Source organism: Steroidobacter sp. (assembly GCF_036402275.1).
In the GTDB taxonomy this organism is placed as follows: domain Bacteria; phylum Pseudomonadota; class Gammaproteobacteria; order Steroidobacterales; family Steroidobacteraceae; genus Steroidobacter.
Genome location: NZ_DASWTF010000033.1, coordinates 206,132 through 225,004 on the forward strand (window position 1 = coordinate 206,132; position 18,873 = coordinate 225,004).

The 18,873-nt window shown below is 63.3% G+C and carries 18 protein-coding genes; 8 read left to right on the plus strand and 10 right to left on the minus strand.

Features of this window, described 5'->3' with window-relative positions:
• The first annotated feature begins 1 nt into the window (after position 1).
• The 6 genes from prmA to purD all read left to right on the plus strand — a co-directional run bounded on the left by prmA (position 2) and on the right by purD (position 6,531).
• A complete protein-coding gene (gene prmA / locus VGD45_RS16420) occupies positions 2-925 on the plus strand; it encodes a 50S ribosomal protein L11 methyltransferase (RefSeq protein ID WP_331156411.1) in 924 nt (307 codons plus the stop codon).
• A gap of 38 nt (positions 926-963) precedes the next feature.
• Positions 964-2,190, plus strand: coding sequence for a DUF3426 domain-containing protein (locus tag VGD45_RS16425; RefSeq protein WP_331156412.1), 1,227 nt, complete (start codon positions 964-966; stop codon positions 2,188-2,190).
• Positions 2,190-3,188 (plus strand): tRNA dihydrouridine synthase DusB, encoded by a 999-nt coding sequence (gene dusB / locus VGD45_RS16430; RefSeq protein WP_331156413.1) that lies wholly within the window; start codon positions 2,190-2,192, stop codon positions 3,186-3,188. The genes VGD45_RS16425 and dusB overlap by 1 nt, the downstream gene beginning before the upstream one ends.
• A 137-nt stretch (positions 3,189-3,325) precedes the next feature.
• The gene (gene fis / locus VGD45_RS16435) at positions 3,326-3,553 is read left to right on the plus strand and encodes a DNA-binding transcriptional regulator Fis (RefSeq protein ID WP_331156414.1); all 228 of its coding nucleotides are present in this window, start codon (positions 3,326-3,328) and stop codon (positions 3,551-3,553) included.
• A gap of 63 nt (positions 3,554-3,616) precedes the next feature.
• On the plus strand, positions 3,617-5,188 hold the full coding sequence (gene purH / locus VGD45_RS16440) for a bifunctional phosphoribosylaminoimidazolecarboxamide formyltransferase/IMP cyclohydrolase (protein ID WP_331156415.1): 1,572 nt from the start codon (positions 3,617-3,619) through the stop codon (positions 5,186-5,188).
• A gap of 53 nt (positions 5,189-5,241) precedes the next feature.
• A complete protein-coding gene (gene purD, locus VGD45_RS16445; protein ID WP_331156416.1) occupies positions 5,242-6,531 on the plus strand; it encodes a phosphoribosylamine--glycine ligase in 1,290 nt (429 codons plus the stop codon).
• On the opposite strand, the gene VGD45_RS16450 is transcribed toward purD, so the two are convergent.
• The 6 genes from VGD45_RS16450 to VGD45_RS16475 form a co-directional block, all read right to left on the minus strand.
• Complete coding sequence (locus VGD45_RS16450; protein WP_331156417.1) at positions 6,532-6,912, minus strand: hypothetical protein; 381 nt, start codon at positions 6,910-6,912, stop codon at positions 6,532-6,534.
• 7 nt (positions 6,913-6,919) lie between these two features.
• Positions 6,920-9,322, minus strand: a complete 2,403-nt coding sequence (locus VGD45_RS16455; protein ID WP_331156418.1) for a protein kinase domain-containing protein — start codon at positions 9,320-9,322, stop codon at positions 6,920-6,922.
• 201 nt (positions 9,323-9,523) lie between these two features.
• Positions 9,524-10,021: a GNAT family N-acetyltransferase gene (locus tag VGD45_RS16460; protein ID WP_331156419.1), complete on the minus strand. Its 498-nt coding sequence runs from the start codon at positions 10,019-10,021 to the stop codon at positions 9,524-9,526.
• A gap of 72 nt (positions 10,022-10,093) precedes the next feature.
• Positions 10,094-11,371 carry a dicarboxylate/amino acid:cation symporter gene (locus tag VGD45_RS16465; RefSeq protein ID WP_331156420.1) on the minus strand — a complete coding sequence of 426 codons (1,278 nt, stop codon included), beginning with the start codon at positions 11,369-11,371 and terminating at the stop codon, positions 10,094-10,096.
• A 49-nt stretch (positions 11,372-11,420) separates the two neighbouring features.
• Positions 11,421-11,918, minus strand: a complete 498-nt coding sequence (locus VGD45_RS16470) for a hypothetical protein (RefSeq protein ID WP_331156421.1) — start codon at positions 11,916-11,918, stop codon at positions 11,421-11,423.
• Between the two features lie 108 nt (positions 11,919-12,026).
• Positions 12,027-12,527: a DUF2721 domain-containing protein gene (locus VGD45_RS16475; protein ID WP_331156422.1), complete on the minus strand. Its 501-nt coding sequence runs from the start codon at positions 12,525-12,527 to the stop codon at positions 12,027-12,029.
• A gap of 135 nt (positions 12,528-12,662) precedes the next feature.
• Here VGD45_RS16475 and VGD45_RS16480 point away from each other — a divergent pair, with 135 nt between their 5' ends.
• A complete protein-coding gene (locus VGD45_RS16480; protein WP_331156423.1) occupies positions 12,663-13,358 on the plus strand; it encodes a hypothetical protein in 696 nt (231 codons plus the stop codon).
• 4 nt (positions 13,359-13,362) lie between these two features.
• Here VGD45_RS16480 and VGD45_RS16485 read toward each other — a convergent pair whose 3' ends face one another.
• The gene (locus tag VGD45_RS16485) at positions 13,363-14,454 is read right to left on the minus strand and encodes an MBL fold metallo-hydrolase (protein WP_331156424.1); all 1,092 of its coding nucleotides are present in this window, start codon (positions 14,452-14,454) and stop codon (positions 13,363-13,365) included.
• 72 nt (positions 14,455-14,526) lie between these two features.
• On the opposite strand from VGD45_RS16485, the gene VGD45_RS16490 reads away from it, so the two are divergent.
• The gene (locus VGD45_RS16490) at positions 14,527-15,852 is read left to right on the plus strand and encodes a M20/M25/M40 family metallo-hydrolase (protein WP_331156425.1); all 1,326 of its coding nucleotides are present in this window, start codon (positions 14,527-14,529) and stop codon (positions 15,850-15,852) included.
• A 90-nt stretch (positions 15,853-15,942) separates the two neighbouring features.
• On the opposite strand, the gene VGD45_RS16495 is transcribed toward VGD45_RS16490, so the two are convergent.
• Genes VGD45_RS16495 through VGD45_RS16505 form a run of 3 tightly spaced genes read right to left on the minus strand, consistent with a single transcriptional unit; the run spans position 15,943 to position 18,774 of the window.
• The gene (locus tag VGD45_RS16495; RefSeq protein ID WP_331156426.1) at positions 15,943-17,139 is read right to left on the minus strand and encodes a DUF1501 domain-containing protein; all 1,197 of its coding nucleotides are present in this window, start codon (positions 17,137-17,139) and stop codon (positions 15,943-15,945) included.
• Between the two features lie 10 nt (positions 17,140-17,149).
• Positions 17,150-17,365, minus strand: a complete 216-nt coding sequence (locus VGD45_RS16500) for a hypothetical protein (RefSeq protein ID WP_331156427.1) — start codon at positions 17,363-17,365, stop codon at positions 17,150-17,152.
• Positions 17,362-18,774, minus strand: a complete 1,413-nt coding sequence (locus VGD45_RS16505) for a DUF1800 domain-containing protein (protein ID WP_331156428.1) — start codon at positions 18,772-18,774, stop codon at positions 17,362-17,364. Before VGD45_RS16505 ends, VGD45_RS16500 begins: the two co-directional genes overlap by 4 nt.
• Between the last annotated feature and the right edge of the window lie 99 nt (positions 18,775-18,873).

Genomic DNA, 18,873 nt, shown 5'->3' on the forward strand with positions numbered 1-18,873 from the left:
GATGGCCTTCCTGCAGCTCATTCTTCCGATCGGCGCAGCCGACCCTGCGCCGTACGAGGATGCGCTGCTCGCGGCCGGCGCCTCCTCCATCACGCTCGAGGACGAGGGTGATGATCCCGTTCTCGAACCGCTCCCCGGAACGACCCCGCTCTGGCCGCGCGTGCGGCTCAAGGCGCTGTTCGACGGCGACGTGGATCCCGAGGATGTTCGGCAAATCCTGAACGACGAGCTGAGCGGCGCGTTGGCCGAGCCGCTCGGCCGGGCACGTTTCGAGACGCTCGCGGATCGCGCCTGGGAACGCGAGTGGCTGAAAGACTTCAAGCCCATGCGTTTCGGCAACCGGTTGTGGATCTGCCCTGGCGGTCAGCAACCCGACCCTGAACAACTGCGCGACAGCCCCTCCCCCGTGCTGATCGAGCTGGATCCGGGCCTCGCGTTCGGCACCGGCACGCACCCGACGACGGCTCTGTGCCTCGAATGGCTGGATACCGCGGCCGTCGCCGGCAAGCGGGTGATCGACTACGGCTGCGGCTCTGGAATTCTCGCCATCGCCGCCGCGAAGCTGGGCGCGGCCGAAGTGGTCGGTATCGACATCGATCCTCAGGCGCTGCTGGCGACTCATGACAATGCTGAACGCAACCGCGTTTCACACCTGATCAGCGCCCATCTGGCTGACGATTCGCAGGACGCGCCGGCGGACATTCTGCTGGCCAATATCCTGGCCGGGCCGCTGGAAAGCCTGGCGCCGGCCTTTGCCGCCCGCGTCCGGGCGGGGGGCCGGCTGGTACTGTCGGGAATTCTGCTGAATCAGGCAGAAGCGGTGGCAACCACGTATGCGCCGTGGTTTGATATCGCCCCTGTCGTCGTCCGTGACGATTGGGCGCGCCTCGACGGCGTGCGCCGCCCGCCCACTGCCCAGTCTTGATGTCCCAGTCTTGATGTCCCAGCCTTGATGATCCGAGCATGCTGACTCAGTGTCCCAGCTGCCAGACGACGTTTCGCGTCACGAGCGAGATCCTCCGGGTCGCGCACGGCCAGGTGCGTTGTGGCCGCTGTCAGACGCAGTTCGACGCGCTCGAGCGGCTGATCGAGGAAACCGACGACGGCGCCATCGAAAGCGGCCGCTACATGCGCCCGCCGCGCGCGATTCCGCAGCCGCCGCCGCAGCCAGGCGAGATCGAGGTCGACGAACCCATCGAGCACGAAGACATCACGCTCGAAGGCCGTCACATCGAGATCAGCGGCGTCTATGAAGCCATCGACGAAACTGGCCAGGGCAACCCGCAGATTCGCGAGGAAGTGATCGAAGAGTGGGTCGAGATCGACGACGCCGATAACACCACCGACGTCGACCACAGGCTCGACGCCGAGCCCGAGGCCGAAGAAGTCATCGACATGCGCGAGGAATATTCCAGCGCCGCCGACGATGACAAGTACGAAAACGAATACGCGCAAGAAGACGAAGACATGCAGGCCGCGGCCGCCGAATTGGAAGCTCAGCGCCTGGCTTCACAATCCGGCCGATGGGCGCAAGCACAGCCCCAGCAGCCGCAATCGAATTTCGTGCGAGCGCCGGCCGGCACGCGCACACGTCGCAATCCGCGCGCGATCACCGTTGACGAATCGCCCGCAGTCGAATTCGATTTCCCGACGCAGCAACGCTCCACCGAGACCGTGTCACCGCTCTGGAAAATCCTGGCTGCGCCGTTGGTCCTGCTGTTGCTCGTGCAAGTCGTACATCACTATCGCTCGGTTCTGGCGCGGCATCCGCAGATCGGAGCGCCGTTGCAGAGCATCTACGGAGCGCTCGGTCTGAACTTGCATCCCGACTGGAACCTGCACGCCTACGAAGTGCGTCAATGGGGAGTGATTGCCGACCCATCCGCGCCCGGAACATTGAAAGTGCGCGCCAGCGTGAAGAATCTCGCCGACTTTCCACAACCTTATCCCTTGATCAAGTTGGTGCTCGAAGACCGCTGGGGCGATCAAGTTCGCGCCCGCGAGTTCGACCCCTCGGAATATCTGGATCCCACCGCCGCGCCGGATCGTATGCTGGCGCCGGCACAGCAGACGAACGCGAGCATCGCGATCGTCGATCCCGGTCCCGACGCCGAAGGATTTCGCTTCGACGTGTGTCTGCGCGGCGCGCGCGGCCCGGTCTGCGCCGCCGATGTTCCAGGCAAGCTGTGATGCAGATCGGCCGTTACAAACTGGTCAACAACCTCGCGCTCGCGCCGATGGCGGGCGTGACGGATTTGCCGTTCCGGCTGTTGTGTCGACGCATGGGAGCGGGCCTTGCCGCTGGAGAAATGCTTACTTCCGATGTGCGTTTATGGCACACCGAGAAGTCGCGTCGGCGCATGGACCACAGTGGCGAGCCTGAACCGCGCGTCGTGCAGATCGCCGGCGGCGATCCGGAGATGATGGCCGAGGCCGCGCAACGTAATGTCGACGCCGGCGCGCAAATCATCGACATCAACATGGGTTGCCCCGCCAAGAAAGTTTGTAATAAGGCGGCGGGCTCCGCGCTGATGCGCGACGAACCGTTGGTGCGACAGATTCTGGAAGCGGTTGTCAAGGCCGTGAGCGTCCCCGTTACATTAAAAATGCGCACGGGTTGGGATCCGGAACATCGCAACGGCCCCAGCATCGCGCGCATGGCTGAGGCAATCGGCATACAAGCGCTGGCGATTCACGGCCGCACGCGCGCCTGCATGTATCAGGGAAGCGCCGAGTACGAAACCATCCGCGCCATCAAGCAAAGCGTGTCGATTCCGATTTTTGCCAATGGCGACATCGACTCAGCGGCGAAAGCGAAGCACGTGCTTGAACAGACGGGCGTAGATGGCTTGATGATCGGGCGCAGCGCACAAGGTCGGCCGTGGATCTTTAGTGAAATTCTCGCCGACATGAATGGCGATCGGTCGTTCGTCCCGCCTTCCATCGAAGCAGTCCGTGATATCATGCTCGCTCATTTGCGCGATCTGCATGCTTTCTACGGGGAGGAGGCGGGAGTCCGGGTCGCGCGTAAACACATCGATTGGTATGCGAAGAGTCGCGCGTCCGCGCCGGCTTTACGACAAGCCGTGATGCAGGCGACCGACGCGACGACACAACTCGATCGCGTACAGGCGTATTTCAATGCGCTCGCAGAAGCGCCGGAAGAGAGTCTGTCAAGCGCGGCATGACGATTGTCGCGCGCCAATGAAGGGCACGCGACGTGGACGAATTTTTGATTGCAGAGAAGTTTGGCGGAGAGGCCATGGCCCCCAGAAAAAAAACCAGAGCTCGGCGAGAGCCGCTGGCACGACCCGCGACGCGGGCGATGCCGTTAAGGACGATGACGGCGGAGGCGCTCGATTCTTATTTCGCGACCTTGAACGGTCACAAGCCCGGTCAGTTGTACGACCTAGTGCTGCGTGAAGTCGAAGAGCCGCTGTTCAAGCGCGTGCTCGAGTACGCCGAGGGTAATCAGAGCCGCGCCGCCGATATTCTCGGCATCAATCGCGGCACTCTGCGCAAGAAGCTGAAGACTTACGGGCTGGCGGAGTAGCCGCCGCGGTTTTTTCGACCGGATTTCGGTCCACATTTTCGATTTGCGAGAGATCGACAGCTCATGTCAATTGCCGTGCGCCGCGCGCTGCTGAGTGTTTCGAACAAAGATGGCCTGGTGGAATTCGCGCAGGCATTGCAACGTCGTGGCGTAGCGATTCTCTCGACGGGCGGCACCGCGAGCCTGCTGGAGAAGCACGGCGTCAAAGTTACGCAGGTGTCCGCGCACACCGGCTTCCCCGAGATCATGGATGGCCGCGTAAAAACGCTGCATCCGAAAATTCATGGCGGCCTGCTGGGCCGGCGCGACATCGACGACGAGATCATGCGCACGCATGGCATCGATCCCATCGATCTGGTCGTGGTGAATTTGTATCCATTCGCCGCGACTATCGCCAAACCCGACTGCACCTATGAAGACGCCATCGAGAACATCGACATCGGCGGCCCGGCGATGGTGCGCGCAGCCGCGAAGAATCACGATCGAGTCACTGTGGTGGTCGATCCCACCGATTACTCGGTCGTGCTCGACGAGCTGAACAATTCGGATGGCGTCGTCTCCGAACAAACTCGCAAGCGCCTCGCCGCCAAAGCGTATGCGCACACCGCAAGTTATGACGCAGCGGTCGCGAGCTACCTGTCGCGCGTGACGCAGCCGGATCAAGGCACGAGCAACGAGTATCCCGATCCCCTGTCGCTGCAGTTCCGCAAGCGTATGGATCTTCGCTACGGCGAGAATCCGCATCAGACATCCGCGTTCTACTCGGTCGCCGACACGCCGGGCGCGAGCATCGGCACTGCGAAACAACTGCAAGGCAAGCAGCTCTCGTATAACAACATCGCCGATGGCGACACTGCGTTCGAATGCGTGCGTCAGTTCGACGAGCCCGCTTGTGTGATCGTGAAGCACGCCAATCCGTGCGGCGTCGCCGTCGCCGGCGACACGCTGGCCGCGTACGACCGTGCGTATCGCACGGACCCCACGTCAGCATTCGGCGGGATCATCGCTTTCAATCGTCCGCTCAATGCGAACACCGCGCGCGCCATCGTGGAGCGGCAGTTCGTGGAGTTGATCATTGCGCCCGAAGTCGACGCGGACGCGCTCGAGATCTGCGCGCGCAAGGAGAATGTTCGCGTGCTCGTGACGAGCGGCCTGAAGGCCACCGGCCTCCGTCATGAATACCGCAGCGTCAACGGCGGCCTGCTCGTGCAGACGCGCGACGAAGGTCGCGTCGGCAAGAGCGATTTGCGTGTCGTCACCAAGCTGGTGCCGACGGACGAGCAATTCGCCGACTTGCTGTTCGCGTGGCAGGTCTGTAAGTACGTCAAATCCAACGCCATCGTGTATGTGAAAGATCGCATGACCATCGGCGTCGGCGCGGGTCAGATGAGCCGTGTCGTGTCGAGCCGCATCGCTGCCATGAAGGCCAAGGATGAAGGTCTGGAAGTCGCCGGTGCAGTAATGGCGTCGGACGCGTTCTTTCCGTTCCGCGACGGCCTCGACGTCGCCGCCGAGCTCGGCATCAAGGCCGTCATTCAGCCGGGCGGCTCGATGCGAGACAATGAAGTCATCGCCGCCGCCAACGAACATGGCATGGCCATGGTGCTCACCGGCATGCGGCATTTTCGACACTGAGACAACGCCGGTGCGGCTTCGCCGCCGGCGATGTTCGCTGTAGCTGAGAAACAATGCGCGTACTAATCCTTGGTTCTGGTGGCCGCGAACACGCGTTCGCGTGGAAGATTGCGAATACTCCGCGCGTGAGCGCGGTATTCGTTGCACCGGGCAACGCGGGCACCGCGCTGGAATCCGGCGTGACGAATGTCGATATCGCCGCTGATGACATCGAGAAGCTGGTGGAGTTCGCCAAGCGCGAAAAGATCGATCTCACCATCGTCGGCCCCGAAGCGCCGTTGGTGATCGGCGTGACCGATGCGTTCGAAGCGGCCGGCTTGCGCTGCTTCGGCCCTCGCAAGCTCGCGGCGCGCCTGGAAGGCTCGAAAGCTTTCACCAAGGAATTCTTACGTCGTCACAAAATTCCCACCGCGGCTTACGCGACGTTTACCAAAGCAAACTTCGACGCCGCTTGGGTGCGCGCTCAACGCGCACCGTTGGTGGTGAAGGCTGACGGCCTCGCGGCCGGCAAAGGCGTGATCATCTGCGCGACGCAGGAAGAAGCCGTCGCCAGCGCGCAGGCCATGTTCGACGGTCAATTCGGCTCGGCGGGCAACACCGTGGTGATCGAAGAGTTTCTCGAAGGCGAAGAAGCCAGCTTCATCGCCATCGTCAGCGGCAAGCACATTCTGCCGCTCGCCACGTCGCAGGATCACAAGCGCCGCGATGACGGCGATCAAGGTCCGAACACCGGCGGCATGGGCGCCTACTCGCCCGCTCCCGTCGTTACTGACGAATTGCACGCGCGCATCATGCGCGAAGTGATGCGGCCGACCGCCGAAGGTCTGATCAGCGACGGCACGCCGTACATCGGTTTCCTTTATGCCGGCTTGATGATCGCGCCGGACGGCACGCCCAACGTGCTGGAGTTCAATTGCCGCTTCGGCGATCCGGAAACGCAGCCCATCCTGTCGAGATTGAAATCGGATCTCACCGCGCTCTGTGAAGCCGCGCTCGATGGCCGGCTCGATCGAGTGAACGCCGAATGGGATCCGCGAGCGGCGCTGGGCGTCGTGCTGGCTGCAGGCGGTTATCCAGATTCGGTCCGCAAAGGCGACGAGATCAGCGGCCTCGAACAGGCGGCTGCTTTGCCCGGCAAGGTCTTCCATGCGGGCACCGTGTTGAACAACGGCAAAGTCGTCACGAACGGCGGTCGGGTGCTGTGCGCGGTCGGCCTCGGCTCGACGGTCAGCGATGCGCAGAAGGCTGCTTACGCTCTCTGCGACAAGATCACTTGGAACGGTGTGCAGTATCGCCGAGACATCGGCTACCGGGCCGTGCAGCGGGAAAAGTCCGCGAAATAGTTATTCGCTCGGTGTCGTCGGCGTGATTTCGATCACGCTGCGATCTTCGGGCTGCGCTTCCGGTTCGGCTTCCAGGATCACCTGCAACTGCTCGGTCGCCGACACCGGAAAATCGCGCATCAGACGCTCCGCGAACGTGGTCGTCTGACCGAGTTGCTCGAGCTCGCTGCGCGGGATCGTCAGCCACAAACCGGTGGGATCGCTGTCCAACTGCCAACCGCCGCGGTCGGCGCTCATCGGCGATGGCCGCACGCTCACGCGAAATGCGTGATGCCGGGGCAAGGCGACGACCAGATCGACCGCGCGACCGGACACCAATCGTTCCAGCTCAGCACGGCTGATCTGACAATACAGCGCCTGTCCGGAGAATCGCACGTCCACGGCGCGATCAATCGTCGTCCACGATGATGACAGCGGCGCTGCTGCGCTCGCCGAGATTCACGCCTTCCTCGTTGACCTGCAGCTCGACCAGGAACAGCTCGGTGGTTTCCTTGATCGAGTCCTGCACCAGCGGGATGGTGATGTGAGCTTCGCGCACGCCGGCGGGAATGCGCTCGGAGCCAGGCCCGATGCCGGCGAAGTCCGAACCCATTTCAGCGGAGTTGCTGCGCAGGTTCCAGGTATAGGAAACATCGCGACGCGTCGATCCGGTGCGACGGATGAGCAGACGAACCGAGCCGTCGCCTTCCGAAGTGACGTAACTATCCTTGTCGAATTCGATCACCACCGGTCGCGCCGAGCCCGAAGTGGGCGCGGGAGTTGGCGCCGCCGATGGGGCCGCTTTCTCAACCTGCGTGCGAGATGGCTGCTCACTCGGCGCCGGTTCTCTCGCGGGCAACTGAGCGACTCGATTTTCCGAACGGCCCGGCTCGGTCGCTGGCGCGGCTACCTCGGCACGATTCTGCGTCGTCCCGTTCGACGGGGGCGCCTGCTCAGATGACGGCAACGGCGCGACCGCCGGCGGCGTAATCGTTTCGACCGGTCGCGAGTCCACGGTGTCGTCCGATTCCACGTCCTGATCGAGCGCTGCATTGCCGCCGGCCGATTCGCTCTGCAACTCGCGATCTCCCGTCGGAAGATTCACCGGCAGCACGTTTGTCAGGTTCTTGGGCAACAGACCGTACTGCCACACCAAATAGCCACCGGCCACGAACACCAGAGCGAGTAACAGGGCACTAGCGACGCGATGAAACCGCGAGCGCGACGTACTCGGCATCGACAGCTCCGAAGGCAGTCCGAGCCGATTGGGAGCGTCGCCACAACCCAAGGCCGCGAGCAGCTCGACGACATCGATGCGACGCTCGCCGCGAGTCCACAGCAACGCGCGCTGTAGCGCCTGCTGTTGCTTGCCGCTCAAGCCTGGAATGCGCTGTGGTTGCCGCCCATGCGCGCGAGCCAGCGGCGCCGATCGACCGCCGAACGGATGGCGACCGGAAAGCAGTTCGTAGGCGATGCACGCCAGGCTGTACACGTCGTCGCTGGGATGCGGGTCGCTGCCATTCACGCGTTCGACGCTGGCATAGGCAGGCGCCGCGACGGGCCCCTCGTTCAATCCCGAAGCTGTGTGCAGATCGAGCGGCCGATCGCGCGCGAAACCGAAATCGAGCACGCGCACTTCGCCCGTCGACATGATCATGATGTTGCGCGGCTTCAAGTCGGCATGAACGATGTTCCGCCGATGCGCATGAGCCAGCGCCGCGCCCACGCTGCTGATGATGCCCAGCGCGTGATGACGAGCCATCGGCTGACCATCCAGCCGCTTCAGGATGTCCGCGAGCAGCTCGCCTTCGAGCAGCTCCATGACGATGAAATAAACATTGCCGTCGCGATCCAGGTCGAAGACGCTGACCACGTTGGGATGCGACAGCGACTGCGCTTCGTGAAACTCGCGCTCGAGCTGCGCCAGCTCGTCGGGCCGGTCGTGGTAGTTGAGCTTGAGCACCTTCACGGCCACACAACGCGAGGCGGCATCCAGATGCGCGCGATGGCGGTCGACGGCTTTGTACACGGTGCCACTGCTGCCGCGGCCCAGGATGGAAATCAGCTCGTAACGGTCCCGAAGCACATCGCTCGTCAGACCTGGTGGCGGCACCGCCGAGGCTCGCGCAGGCCGGTCGCTCGCGAGGTCATGGGCCCGCGTGGTCGAAGTGATGTCGTCCTTGCGGTCCCTCGACGGGAGGGTCTCGTCTTCGGTCAGCTTGATGGCCGGCGGTGGCCGCGTCAGCGGCTCCTCCATCTCGCGCCGGAATGCGGTCGCATCGTCGTCGCGGGTGCGGCGGAAAGAAGTAGCGTCGTCGTCTCTGGGCCGACGGAAAGCAGTAGCGCCTTCGTCGCTCGGGCGACGGAAAGCCGTGACCTCCTCGTCGCCGCGCCTTGTTGACGGATCCACGACCGCCGGTTCCGAATTGATCGAATCCGGATCCCGGTCGGCGATCAGCTTGCGCCAGCGCGAGCCGGTCGTATCGATGGTGACGTCGGTGGTGTCGTGCTTGTCGCCTGCCTCCTCATCCTTGGTCTCGGTTTGATTGGCGACCCCGAACACCAGCTGCGCGATGTCGGTCTTGAGCGAGCGGGCCAGCGCCATGTCGATGCGGCCGCGGCGCTGATACTGATCCAGCAGCGCGAGCGCGTCCCAGGGCGCGTCCGGGTTGCTGCGGCAGACGGACAAGAACTGGGCTTGCATGTCGGCACGATCGCACCGGCCGGCGATGTAGTCATCCAGCCAGCTGGCGAGGACCGCCCGTGCATTCTCGCCTTGCTCTCCAAGGTCCTTGTCGATGGACAGGCTCATCACCGTTTGCAGTATTGCCCCAATCTCTTAAGTCGTTAGTCGGTCCGTGAGCCCATTCGTTCGATGGCGCTCGTGTGCGGCGGAACCGTGTCCGGCTCCAATCTATCGGGGCGGCCAGCTGAACGACACCTGTCGCCCCGTTCCGACCGAAGCGACCCCGATTGGCTCTGGAGGGCGGGCGCCCCGACCCGCGGGGCCATATCAGGGCGCCTGCAGCGCCTTTTCCATTCGATAATCATCCATTACGAAACCGCCGCCGATGTCCATCACCAGCTCTGCGGCAATCCGGAAGCCCAGCCGCCGATAGGCCTGCACTGACGGATTACCCTTGTTGACGGTCAGCCATAACAGAGAGAGCCCGCGCCGCCGGGCGAGCCCCTCAATGAACTCCATGCATCTACGCCCGGTTCCCGAACCCCGGGCCGCATGGTGCAAGTAAAACTTGCTGAGAAACATCACCCTTCCGGGTTGTTCCTGAACGGCGCAGTAGCCGATCTCGGCGGCGGGGCCGGTCGCATCTGCCCGCCGCACAAGGAAGTATTCGTAGCCCTGGTCGATCTGGGCCTGCATGGCGGCGGCGCTCTGGAACTTGCCGACCATGTAATCGACCTGGGCCCGGCCGATCAGGGGTACGTAAAACTCGTACCAGATGGTGTGGGCCAGGGCTGCCACCGTGGCCACCTGCTCCGGGGTGGTCACGGGGACGAATTCGATGTCCGCGGGGTCGGACGGCGGGACTGGGGAGGGGGCGACTGAGCTCATCGGCCCATACTAGCCCAGTTCCTCCCGCAGGCGGTTTTCGTTCAGCGCCCGACACCACTTCGCGACCACGAGGGTGGCCACCCCGTTGCCCACCAGATTGGTGAGGGCACGGGCCTCGGACATGAACCGATCGATGCCGAGGATCAGCGCCAGCGCCGTGACGGGCAGTGTGCCCAGCGCCGATAGCGTGGCGGCCAGGACGATGAAGCCGCTGCCAGTGACGCCGGCGGCGCCCTTGGAAGTGAGCAGCAGCACCCCGAGCAGCGTGAGCTGGTCGAGCAAGGTCATGGGCACGTTGGTGGCCTGCGCGATAAACACGGCCGCCATGGTCAGGTAGATGGACGTGCCGTCGAGGTTGAACGAATAACCGGTGGGAATGACCAGCCCGACCACCTGCTTCTCGGCGCCCGCCTGCTCCATCTTCGCCATCATCCGCGGCAACACCGATTCGCTGGACGACGTACCGAGCACGATGAACAACTCTTCGCGGATGTAACGAACGAAACGCGCGATGCTGAAGCCATGCAGTCTGGCGATCGCGCCGAGCACGATGAAGACGAAGAACAGGCACGTGGCGTAGAAGCACGCCATCAGCTTGCCCAGCGAAGCGAGCGACGCCAGGCCGTACTGGCCGATGGTGAACGCCATCGCGCCGAACGCGCCGATGGGCGCGAGCCGCATGATCATGCCGACGATCCTGAACAGCACGGCGGAGAAGCGATCGACGAAATCGAAAATGGGTCGGGCCCGGTCGCCGACGGCGTGCAGCGCGAAGCCGAACAGCACCGAGAACAGCAACACCTGCAGGATGTCGCCTTTGGCGAACGCATCGACGATGGTCGAGGGAATCACGTTCAGCAGGAAGTCGACGACGCTCTGCTGCTCGGCCGCCTTGGCGTACGACTCCACCGCTTTGGCACTCAGCTGCGAGACGTCGACGTTCATGCCCTCGCCGGGCTGCACCACGTTGACGATCACCAGCCCGACGATCAGCGCGATGGTGCTCACGACCTCGAAGTACAACAGCGCCAGGGCCCCGGTCTTGCCGATCGCCTTCATGTTCTCCATGCCGGCGATGCCCGTGACCACGGTGCAGAAGATGATGGGCGCGATCATCATCTTGATGAGCTTGATGAAGCCGTCGCCCAGCGGCTTGAAGTGCGTGGCGGTTTCGGGAAAGTAATGGCCGAGCAGCACGCCGATGGCGATGGCGATCAGCACCTGGATATACAGCGAGCTGTACCAGCGGGTCGGCGCCGCCGGAGAAGCGTGGACGTCAGTCGCCATCGAGGTCCGCGAGTAAGGAAGGAATGCGGACCAGTCTACATGAGCTGGCTTATATGGGCGCGGCCTGGCGAACGTTGGGGTCCGAGGTAGCGTTGACCCAGATACGCCCATTCCGCGGATCGAGCCGCACGATCAGGCCCGCCGGTCGATTGAACTCCTTGCACTCCACCGGCAAGCGCGCGTCGGCGAAATACGCCTTGGCGAGATCGATCACCGTCGCCGCCGGTCCTTCCATGCCGGGCATATCGGGCGTGTGACCGAAGATGCTCACACGCCAGCTCTGCTTGCGTGCGCCCGCCGAGCGCAGCTCCTTGCAGAAACGATCCATCAACAACAGATCCGAGCTCAACGTGTTGTCGGTCAGATCGAGAGGCTGATCGTTGGCGATGGCGACATAGCGAAGATGCAGCAGACCGCCGGCCGGCTGCGTGTCGTCGTAGACACACACCGCCAGCGCGCCGCGCAGCTCACAAGCGAGCAGCGTCGATTCCTTCGAGACGCGAAACGCATCGGGCTGAACCACGAGTTCTGGCGGCGGCTGGATCATGAGACCGCGATGATGCCGGGCGGCGCGCGCACCGAGTTGTGCAGTGGATCACGGAATCGCGCGAACCGACGAGCACCGGCACTTTTGCGCCAAATTTGTCCGTGGCTGTCATTCTTTGGCGACGGGCTTCGCGGCCGCGGCTTTGTCGACGGCGGGCGACACCGGCCGCACGCCGCCGAACGATAGCGAGTTGGTCGCGAGAATCACTTCGCGCAAGAAATAAATCAGCGCCGCCGCGAGGGCGAGCAACGCGATCACGAACGTGATCGCGATGGGCGCATCGAGGTGAATGCCGAGCGCGGAGCTGATGAACAACGCCGCGACCACCAGCGATACCAGCAAGCCGCATGTCACCGACAAGCCGATCGCGCGATTGATCAGCGTGGCGCGCTTGGACAGTACGCGCAGCAGCTTGTGCAGTTCCTCCGCCTGCTCCGGACTCGCGTGCACCAACCTGTCTTCCAGCGTACGGGCGCGATCGATGATGCGACCGACGCGCGTCGCGAGCGCGTTCAATGTCGTACCGACGCCTGCCAAAAGAAACACTGGCGCCACGGCCAATTGAATGACCTGCCCCAGGTTGGCGACCTGCGGACCCATGCTGAGCATGCAAAACCTCGAATGACTGTCCGGCGAACGATACACCAGCCGTTCGCTCAATGCCGCTAGGCAGTTGCAACCCCCCATTGCAACCCTTCACGCATCCGCCGCGTCCAATCCTGCAAATACGACGGAGGTGCGACCATGAAGAACAAACTGGCGGTGTTGGGCGCGGCGGCTCTGGTGCTGGCGAGCCCGCTGCTGTGGGCCGATGGCGAGGATATATCCAAGATCAACGGCTCCATCCGCGTCGACAGCGGCCGGAAAGTGGGTTCGGTGGAAACCGTCAATGGCTCGATCCGGCTGGAGGACTCGGTCACCGCCGGCGACCTCGAAACCGTCAGCGGCTCGATCGACATCGGCCGTGACGGCAGCGTGGGCGATGTCGATACCGTCAATGGCAACGTGAGTCTGGACCGCGGCGCCAAGGTCGAATCCATCGAGTTGGTCAACGGCCGGCTGCGCATCGAAGAGCAGGCACAGGTGCGCGGCGATGTCACCTCCGTGAACGGGTCCATCGTGCTCGCCAAATCGGCCCAGGTGGGCGGCCACGTGCAGAACGTCAACGGCGACATCGAGCTCGACGGCGCTCGTATCGGCAACGGTATCAAGACCACCAACGGCGACATCGAGATCGGCGCCGGCTCGCGCGTCGACGGCGGCATCGTGGTCGAGAAGCCCGACTCCTTGTTCTTCTCGAACAATCGCAAGCCGAAAATCACCATCGGTCCGGACGCGGTGGTGAACGGCACGCTCCGTTTCGATCGCCCGGTCGAGCTGCGGATCAGCGAGCGGGCGACCGTCGGAAAAATCGTCGGTGCCCATCCCATTAAAGACTAGGCCATCAAAGAGTGATGTAATTGATGAGTCCGGCGCGCCACTCGCGTCGGACTCGACCCGCATGAACCAGATACTCCAGATGCGCCAGCGCCTCCCCCAACGCCAGGAACAAGTGCATATCCTTGAGCTCACGGCGAAACATAAATGGCAGCACGTCCATGGCGACCTTTGGCTCCGTGCAGAGCGCCGCCAGTTTGTCGAGCTGCTCCAGGTGATGGCCGGTGAGATCGTCGACCCGCTGCCGCAGTCCGCGAAACGGCACGCCATGCGCTGGCAACACCAGCGTGTCTTCTGAGAGCGCGCGCAGTCGCTGCAACGAGCTCAGGAACGAGCCCAGCGGATTGGGATCGCCATGTCCGAACATGAAACTGATGTTGGACGAGATGGTCGGCAGCACTTGATCGCCGCTGATCAACAGCCGCAGGGTGGGGTTCGACAGGCACAGGTGGCCTTCGGCGTGACCATCGGTTTCCAGCGCGGTCCATTCGCCCACGCCCCAGCGTAGAACCTCCTCGTCGGCGACGAAGCGTTCGACCGTCGGCATGCCGCTGGTCATGCGGGCGAAGCGCTCGGGTCGAAACATCGCCCGGATCTGGGTCTCGTCGGTCACGCCGTGCGATTGAAAGAACTGCTCGGCCTCGCTCAACAACGACCTGCCCTCGCCGCCCCACATGGCTCGCGAGAGCTCGTGCGTCCGCCGCGACATGAGCACGGGAACGCTAAACCGTTCTTGCAACCACGCCGCGAGGCCGATGTGGTCTGGATGTATGTGCGTGGTGAATACCGCTCGCAGGGGCCGCTGCGAAAAGTAATCGCGCTCGATGTTCTCCCACGCGTCCTTGCCGATCGACGCGGCCATGCCGGTGTCGACCACGATGCAACCGTCGTCGGTCTCCATCAGCCACACGTTGATGTGATTCAGGTCCAGCGGCAGCGGGATGCGGGCCCAGCGCACTCCGGGCGCGATGGCGACGCTCTGGCCTGGGCCAGGCGCGTCCATGTCCACGTACTGCAAGCGCCGCGGGGCGGACGGAAATGCCTCACCTTCCGCGGTCACCGCGGGTGCGGGCGTGTTGCCGGGTTCGGAAACGCTCATGAGGTTTGGGAAGATTCAGCCTCGGGCCCTCGCGTATCATGCGGCCTCTCGACCGAAAGAGGAAATTCCACTATGCGATCTGGCTCACGCGATCTGGCGCGCACGTTCGTTGCCCTCGCCTCGCTTGCCTGCACGCTGCCGGCCTATTCCGACGTCAAGAAGAACCCATTGGATACAACGGAACAGGCGCTGGTCAGCCACGTGACCGCCGGCGAAAAGGCCTCGATCGGGCTGCTGGAGCAGATCGTCAACGTCAACAGCGGCACCATGAACTTCGCCGGCGTGCGCAAGGTCGGCGACCTGCTGCGGCCTCGTTTCGAGGCGCTCGGGTTCAAAGTCACTTGGATAGACGGAACGCCGTTTAAACGCGCCGGGCATCTCGTCGCCACGCGCCCCGGCCGCGGGCCGCATGTGCTGCTCATCGGACATCTGGACACGGTGTTCGAGCCCAATCATCCGTTCCAGCGCTGGGAACGCGTGGATGAAAACATCGCTCGCGGTCCGGGCGCGGCTGACATGAAGGGCGGCATCATTGTCGGGCTGGCCGCGATGGACGCGCTTCAGCAGGCGAAGCTGCTCGATTCGTTGCAGCTCACTGTGGTCCTGCATGGAGATGAAGAAGATTCCGGCCGGCCGCTCGACCTCGCCCGTCGCGATCTGATCGAAGCGGCGAAGGCCGCCGACATTGCCATCGGCCTGGAGAACGCTGCCGATAACCCAAAGACTGCCGTGACTGCTCGCCGCAGCTCGACGGGCTGGGTCGTGAAGGTCAAGGCCAAGAGCGCGCATTCGTCGCAGATCTTTTCCGACGACGTCGGCGCGGGCGCTGCGTATGAGCTGGGCCGCATCCTCAATGGTTTCTACGAGCAAGTGCGCGGCGAAGAGTTCGTGACGTTCAATCCCGGCCTGATCGCCAGCAGCACTCAGGTGGACTTCAAGGGCCAGCCACTCGGCGCGTCGCTCTCCGGCAAGAACAACATCGTCACGCCGGTCGCGATCGCGTCAGGCGATCTGCGGACCTTGACCGTCCAGCAACTGGAAGACACACGAGCGAAAATGCGCAAGGTCGTGGCAGCGAGCTTGCCGCACACGTCGGCGGAGATCGAATTCACCGATAGTTATCCACCGATGGCGCCGACTGAAGGTAACCGCAAGCTGCTGTCCATGTACGATGCCGTCAGCAAGGACCTTGGTTTCGGCGCGGTGACCGAAGTCAACCCACGCAACGCCGGCGCGGCGGATATTTCTTTCGCGGCCGATCACGTCGACATGGCCCTCGACGGCCTCGGCCTGCTCGGCGGCGGCTCGCACACGCCGGAAGAATTCGCCGATCTGCGCACGTACAAGATTCAGACGCAGCGGCTGGCGGTGCTGTTGTATCGGCTGGGGAGGAAGTAATCAGCGCCTGTTAATCCAACGCGGGCTCGCTTGCGCGAGTTCGCGCCCGCGCAAGCAACTGGGCAGCAGATTGCTGCCCAATTCGTGCTGCTAAGCCTTGCGCACGAGTCCTTCTAGCGGCTTCGCGCGCCCGCTGCCTGGAAACACGCTCGTTTCTAGGTCAGCCTCGCTCGCGAGCAGATGCTCGGCGAGTACGCCTTTGAAGACAGATCTCAGATCGAGCGTCGGCTTGAGATCGCGCTCTTGATATAAGTCGCTGCTGGCCAGACCTGGCCAGTCGGCGATCACGCGACCGCCGGCGACGGCGCCGCCGATTAGGAATGCGCACGTCGCGGTGCCATGGTCGGTGCCGCGACTGCCGTTCACAGCGACGGTTCGGCCGAACTCGGTCACGACGAGCATCGCGGTGTCCTTCCATGCCGCGCCCAGGGAAGTGCGTAATGTTTCCAAGCCCTGATCGAGGCTGCGCAAACGATTCGCCAGCTGCCCTTGCTCGGCGCCTTGATTGGCGTGTGTGTCCCAGCCGCCCACTTCTATCACGGCGATTCGTGGGCCATCGGGCGCGGCGAGGAACTTGCCGGCTGCCGAAGTCACGGACTTGAAGCCGTTGAGTGGGTCGCGCTTGCCATCCATCATCATTCCTTCGCCGGCAATGCCATCTGCGGCTAGGGCCGCTTGCAGGCGAGTGGCGAAGTACTCGTCCGTGGAATACAGGTCGGCGATTCGTTGCAGCGTGTCTTCATCCGCGTCCGGCAGGCGCGAAGGCGCCCAGGAGTTCACGGCTGCTTCGCCTCGCAAGACCAACGGAACGTTTTGCGCAAGCGCGACTGCAATTTGATCGGTGCTACGCGCCTTTGATGCTGGCATAACGCCCAGCGCACGGTTGAGCCATCCATCACGCGCGCCTTCGAGCTGCGCGGTGCCGCTCTCTAACAGGTCCTGCCCATCGAAATGCGACCGCTCGCGATAGGGCGAGGCGACGGCATGAAACACGACCAGCTCTTTCTCGTGATACCGCTGATACAAGTGAGTCAGCGAGGGATGGAGCGTGAACATGCCGTCCAGCTTTTGCGATGGCGACGTGATCGCAAGCACGCCCCGCTTGGCGGCGTAGCTGCCATCGCCGTACGCAGGCACGGCCGCAAGCCCATCAAGCGCACCCCGCAAGATCACCAACACGAAGCGCGCATCACTCTTCGTCGCCGCCAACGGGACCCGCGGAAACAAAGTCGCCGCACTACCCAGCACGGACGAGATCACGAACTCGCGTCTGTTCAATGTTCCCACTCGCATCACCTCACGCGCACAAGTCCGCGACCGCTGCTTTTCCGAACCCGCGGCAGGCATCAACAAACCCTGCGGCGGGCGCGCGCATAAGCCCGCAATCGCTTGCTTTTACGAGCCGGCGGCGGGCATCAAGAAAACCTGCGGCGCGCGGGCGCGCAAGCCCGCGGTCGCTCGCTTTTCCGAGCCAGCGGCGGGCATCAAAAACAACTGCGGCGGCGTTATTCATCGGCGCTGAAACTCCGGGCTGGCCAGCAGCAGCGCCATTCCTTGCGCGCCACTTTCCGCACGAGAGATCGCCACGCGAGTGCGCTCGCTGAGCGCGCTACCGAGCGACTGCGTGCCGACGTCCAACGGATGCACATTCGAACCCACGCGCTTACCAACAGCGGTGGCCCACTCGATACGCTTGAGCAAGGCGTCTGGGCCGTCCCACTGACTGGCCGTGTCCGGCCAGCCGGCCGGCGAACCGGGCGTGTACGGCCGCTGACCGAGTTGTTGAAATGGCGCCAGAATCTGCCGCGGTTGGGGCGGAATGAAATCCAACATCCGAAACGTCGAGACCACATAGTCGTGCGGCGTTTTGAACTTTGTCGACACCTGTTCCCAAGCTTCAGGACACTCAACCAACGCACGATGCAATGACGGCAAGTCGCCTTCAGTGTCACGAAATACTTTCGCCAACCTCTCAACCGCGCTGCGCGGCGGCTGGTCGGCGATGAAGTGTCGCGCCAACTTGGTTGCTACGTGCGTTGCTGTCGCGGGATGCATGGCAAGGTCATGGAGCACTGCGCGCGGCTGCGCGACACCGTCGTCCTTGTAGCTCTTGCCCAGAATGCTCTTCGCGCCCGGCTCATGCACTTGCTCACGAAATTGAAATTGCCCGACGCGCTCCGACTCCTTGCCACGCCCATTTGCAATGGACCAGCCCGTCAGAGCAAGAGCAAAGGTAGTGACATCCTTCTGCGAGTAGCCGCCGTCGACGCCCAATGTGTGCAGTTCCAGAATCTCACGCGCCAGATTCTCGTTGATGTCGAGCTTGGGATTACCCTTGGCGCGTTTCGCCGCCCGTTGCGCGAGAAGCGAGCTGGGCCCGATGGACGCCTGATTGTCCAGATAGAAAATCATCGCCGGGTGCGACTCGACCGCCAGTAACAAATCTTCGAAGCGCCCGGCAACGTTCGGCCGGACCGCCTCGTTCTCCAGCGCCCCAGCCAGCCCCGCCACTTGCGCCTTGTCGGCGGATACAGCGAAATGATTGGTCCAGAAATGCACCAGCCGCTCGCGAAACGGCTCCTCGGTCCGGACAGCGATACGGTAACGAGCAGCGACTTGCTCCAAATAGATGGCCGCGAGCTTCTCGCGCGGCTCGTTCTCCATGCGCGGCTTGTCATCGCCTTTAACTTCTTTCTCGCTCGGCGCGGCGTTCCGTTCCTGCCGACGCCGCCGCAGGGCCTCTGCAAAGAGCTGAAACGCTTCGGCCGAAGACGCCAGCCCGCTGAGCTCCCGCGGCGCCGGGCGTGCATTCATGATTTGCTTCAGCAGCCAACCTCGAGCGTCGCCGCCAATGTCACGCAACTCGCCCGGCCGGGCTCCAAGCCCGAAGCGATTAGCGGCAATGATGGCTCCGAGTGTCACTGTTAAATTCTCTCCAGCGCTGCTTACGTGATTGAACGTTCGTCCAGCTTGCAGGTTGACACTACTCAGCGAATCCCTGAATCCCCCAGCACTGAGCTT

What these genes read in the sequence shown, in the direction of transcription:
- VGD45_RS16470 (WP_331156421.1), bottom strand. Translation starts at nt 11,918, where the DNA reads ATGATCCAGCCGCCGCCAGAACTCGTGGTTCAGCCCGATGCGTTTCGC.
- prmA (WP_331156411.1), top strand. Translation starts at nt 2, where the DNA reads ATGGCCTTCCTGCAGCTCATTCTTCCGATCGGCGCAGCCGACCCTGCG.
- fis (WP_331156414.1), top strand. Translation starts at nt 3,326, where the DNA reads ATGCCGTTAAGGACGATGACGGCGGAGGCGCTCGATTCTTATTTCGCG.
- purH (WP_331156415.1), top strand. Translation starts at nt 3,617, where the DNA reads ATGTCAATTGCCGTGCGCCGCGCGCTGCTGAGTGTTTCGAACAAAGAT.
- purD (WP_331156416.1), top strand. Translation starts at nt 5,242, where the DNA reads ATGCGCGTACTAATCCTTGGTTCTGGTGGCCGCGAACACGCGTTCGCG.
- VGD45_RS16500 (WP_331156427.1), bottom strand. Translation starts at nt 17,365, where the DNA reads ATGAATAACGCCGCCGCAGTTGTTTTTGATGCCCGCCGCTGGCTCGGA.
- dusB (WP_331156413.1), top strand. Translation starts at nt 2,190, where the DNA reads ATGCAGATCGGCCGTTACAAACTGGTCAACAACCTCGCGCTCGCGCCG.
- VGD45_RS16490 (WP_331156425.1), top strand. Translation starts at nt 14,527, where the DNA reads ATGCGATCTGGCTCACGCGATCTGGCGCGCACGTTCGTTGCCCTCGCC.
- VGD45_RS16475 (WP_331156422.1), bottom strand. Translation starts at nt 12,527, where the DNA reads ATGCTCAGCATGGGTCCGCAGGTCGCCAACCTGGGGCAGGTCATTCAA.
- VGD45_RS16465 (WP_331156420.1), bottom strand. Translation starts at nt 11,371, where the DNA reads ATGGCGACTGACGTCCACGCTTCTCCGGCGGCGCCGACCCGCTGGTAC.
- VGD45_RS16485 (WP_331156424.1), bottom strand. Translation starts at nt 14,454, where the DNA reads ATGAGCGTTTCCGAACCCGGCAACACGCCCGCACCCGCGGTGACCGCG.
- VGD45_RS16455 (WP_331156418.1), bottom strand. Translation starts at nt 9,322, where the DNA reads ATGAGCCTGTCCATCGACAAGGACCTTGGAGAGCAAGGCGAGAATGCA.
- VGD45_RS16480 (WP_331156423.1), top strand. Translation starts at nt 12,663, where the DNA reads ATGAAGAACAAACTGGCGGTGTTGGGCGCGGCGGCTCTGGTGCTGGCG.
- VGD45_RS16425 (WP_331156412.1), top strand. Translation starts at nt 964, where the DNA reads ATGCTGACTCAGTGTCCCAGCTGCCAGACGACGTTTCGCGTCACGAGC.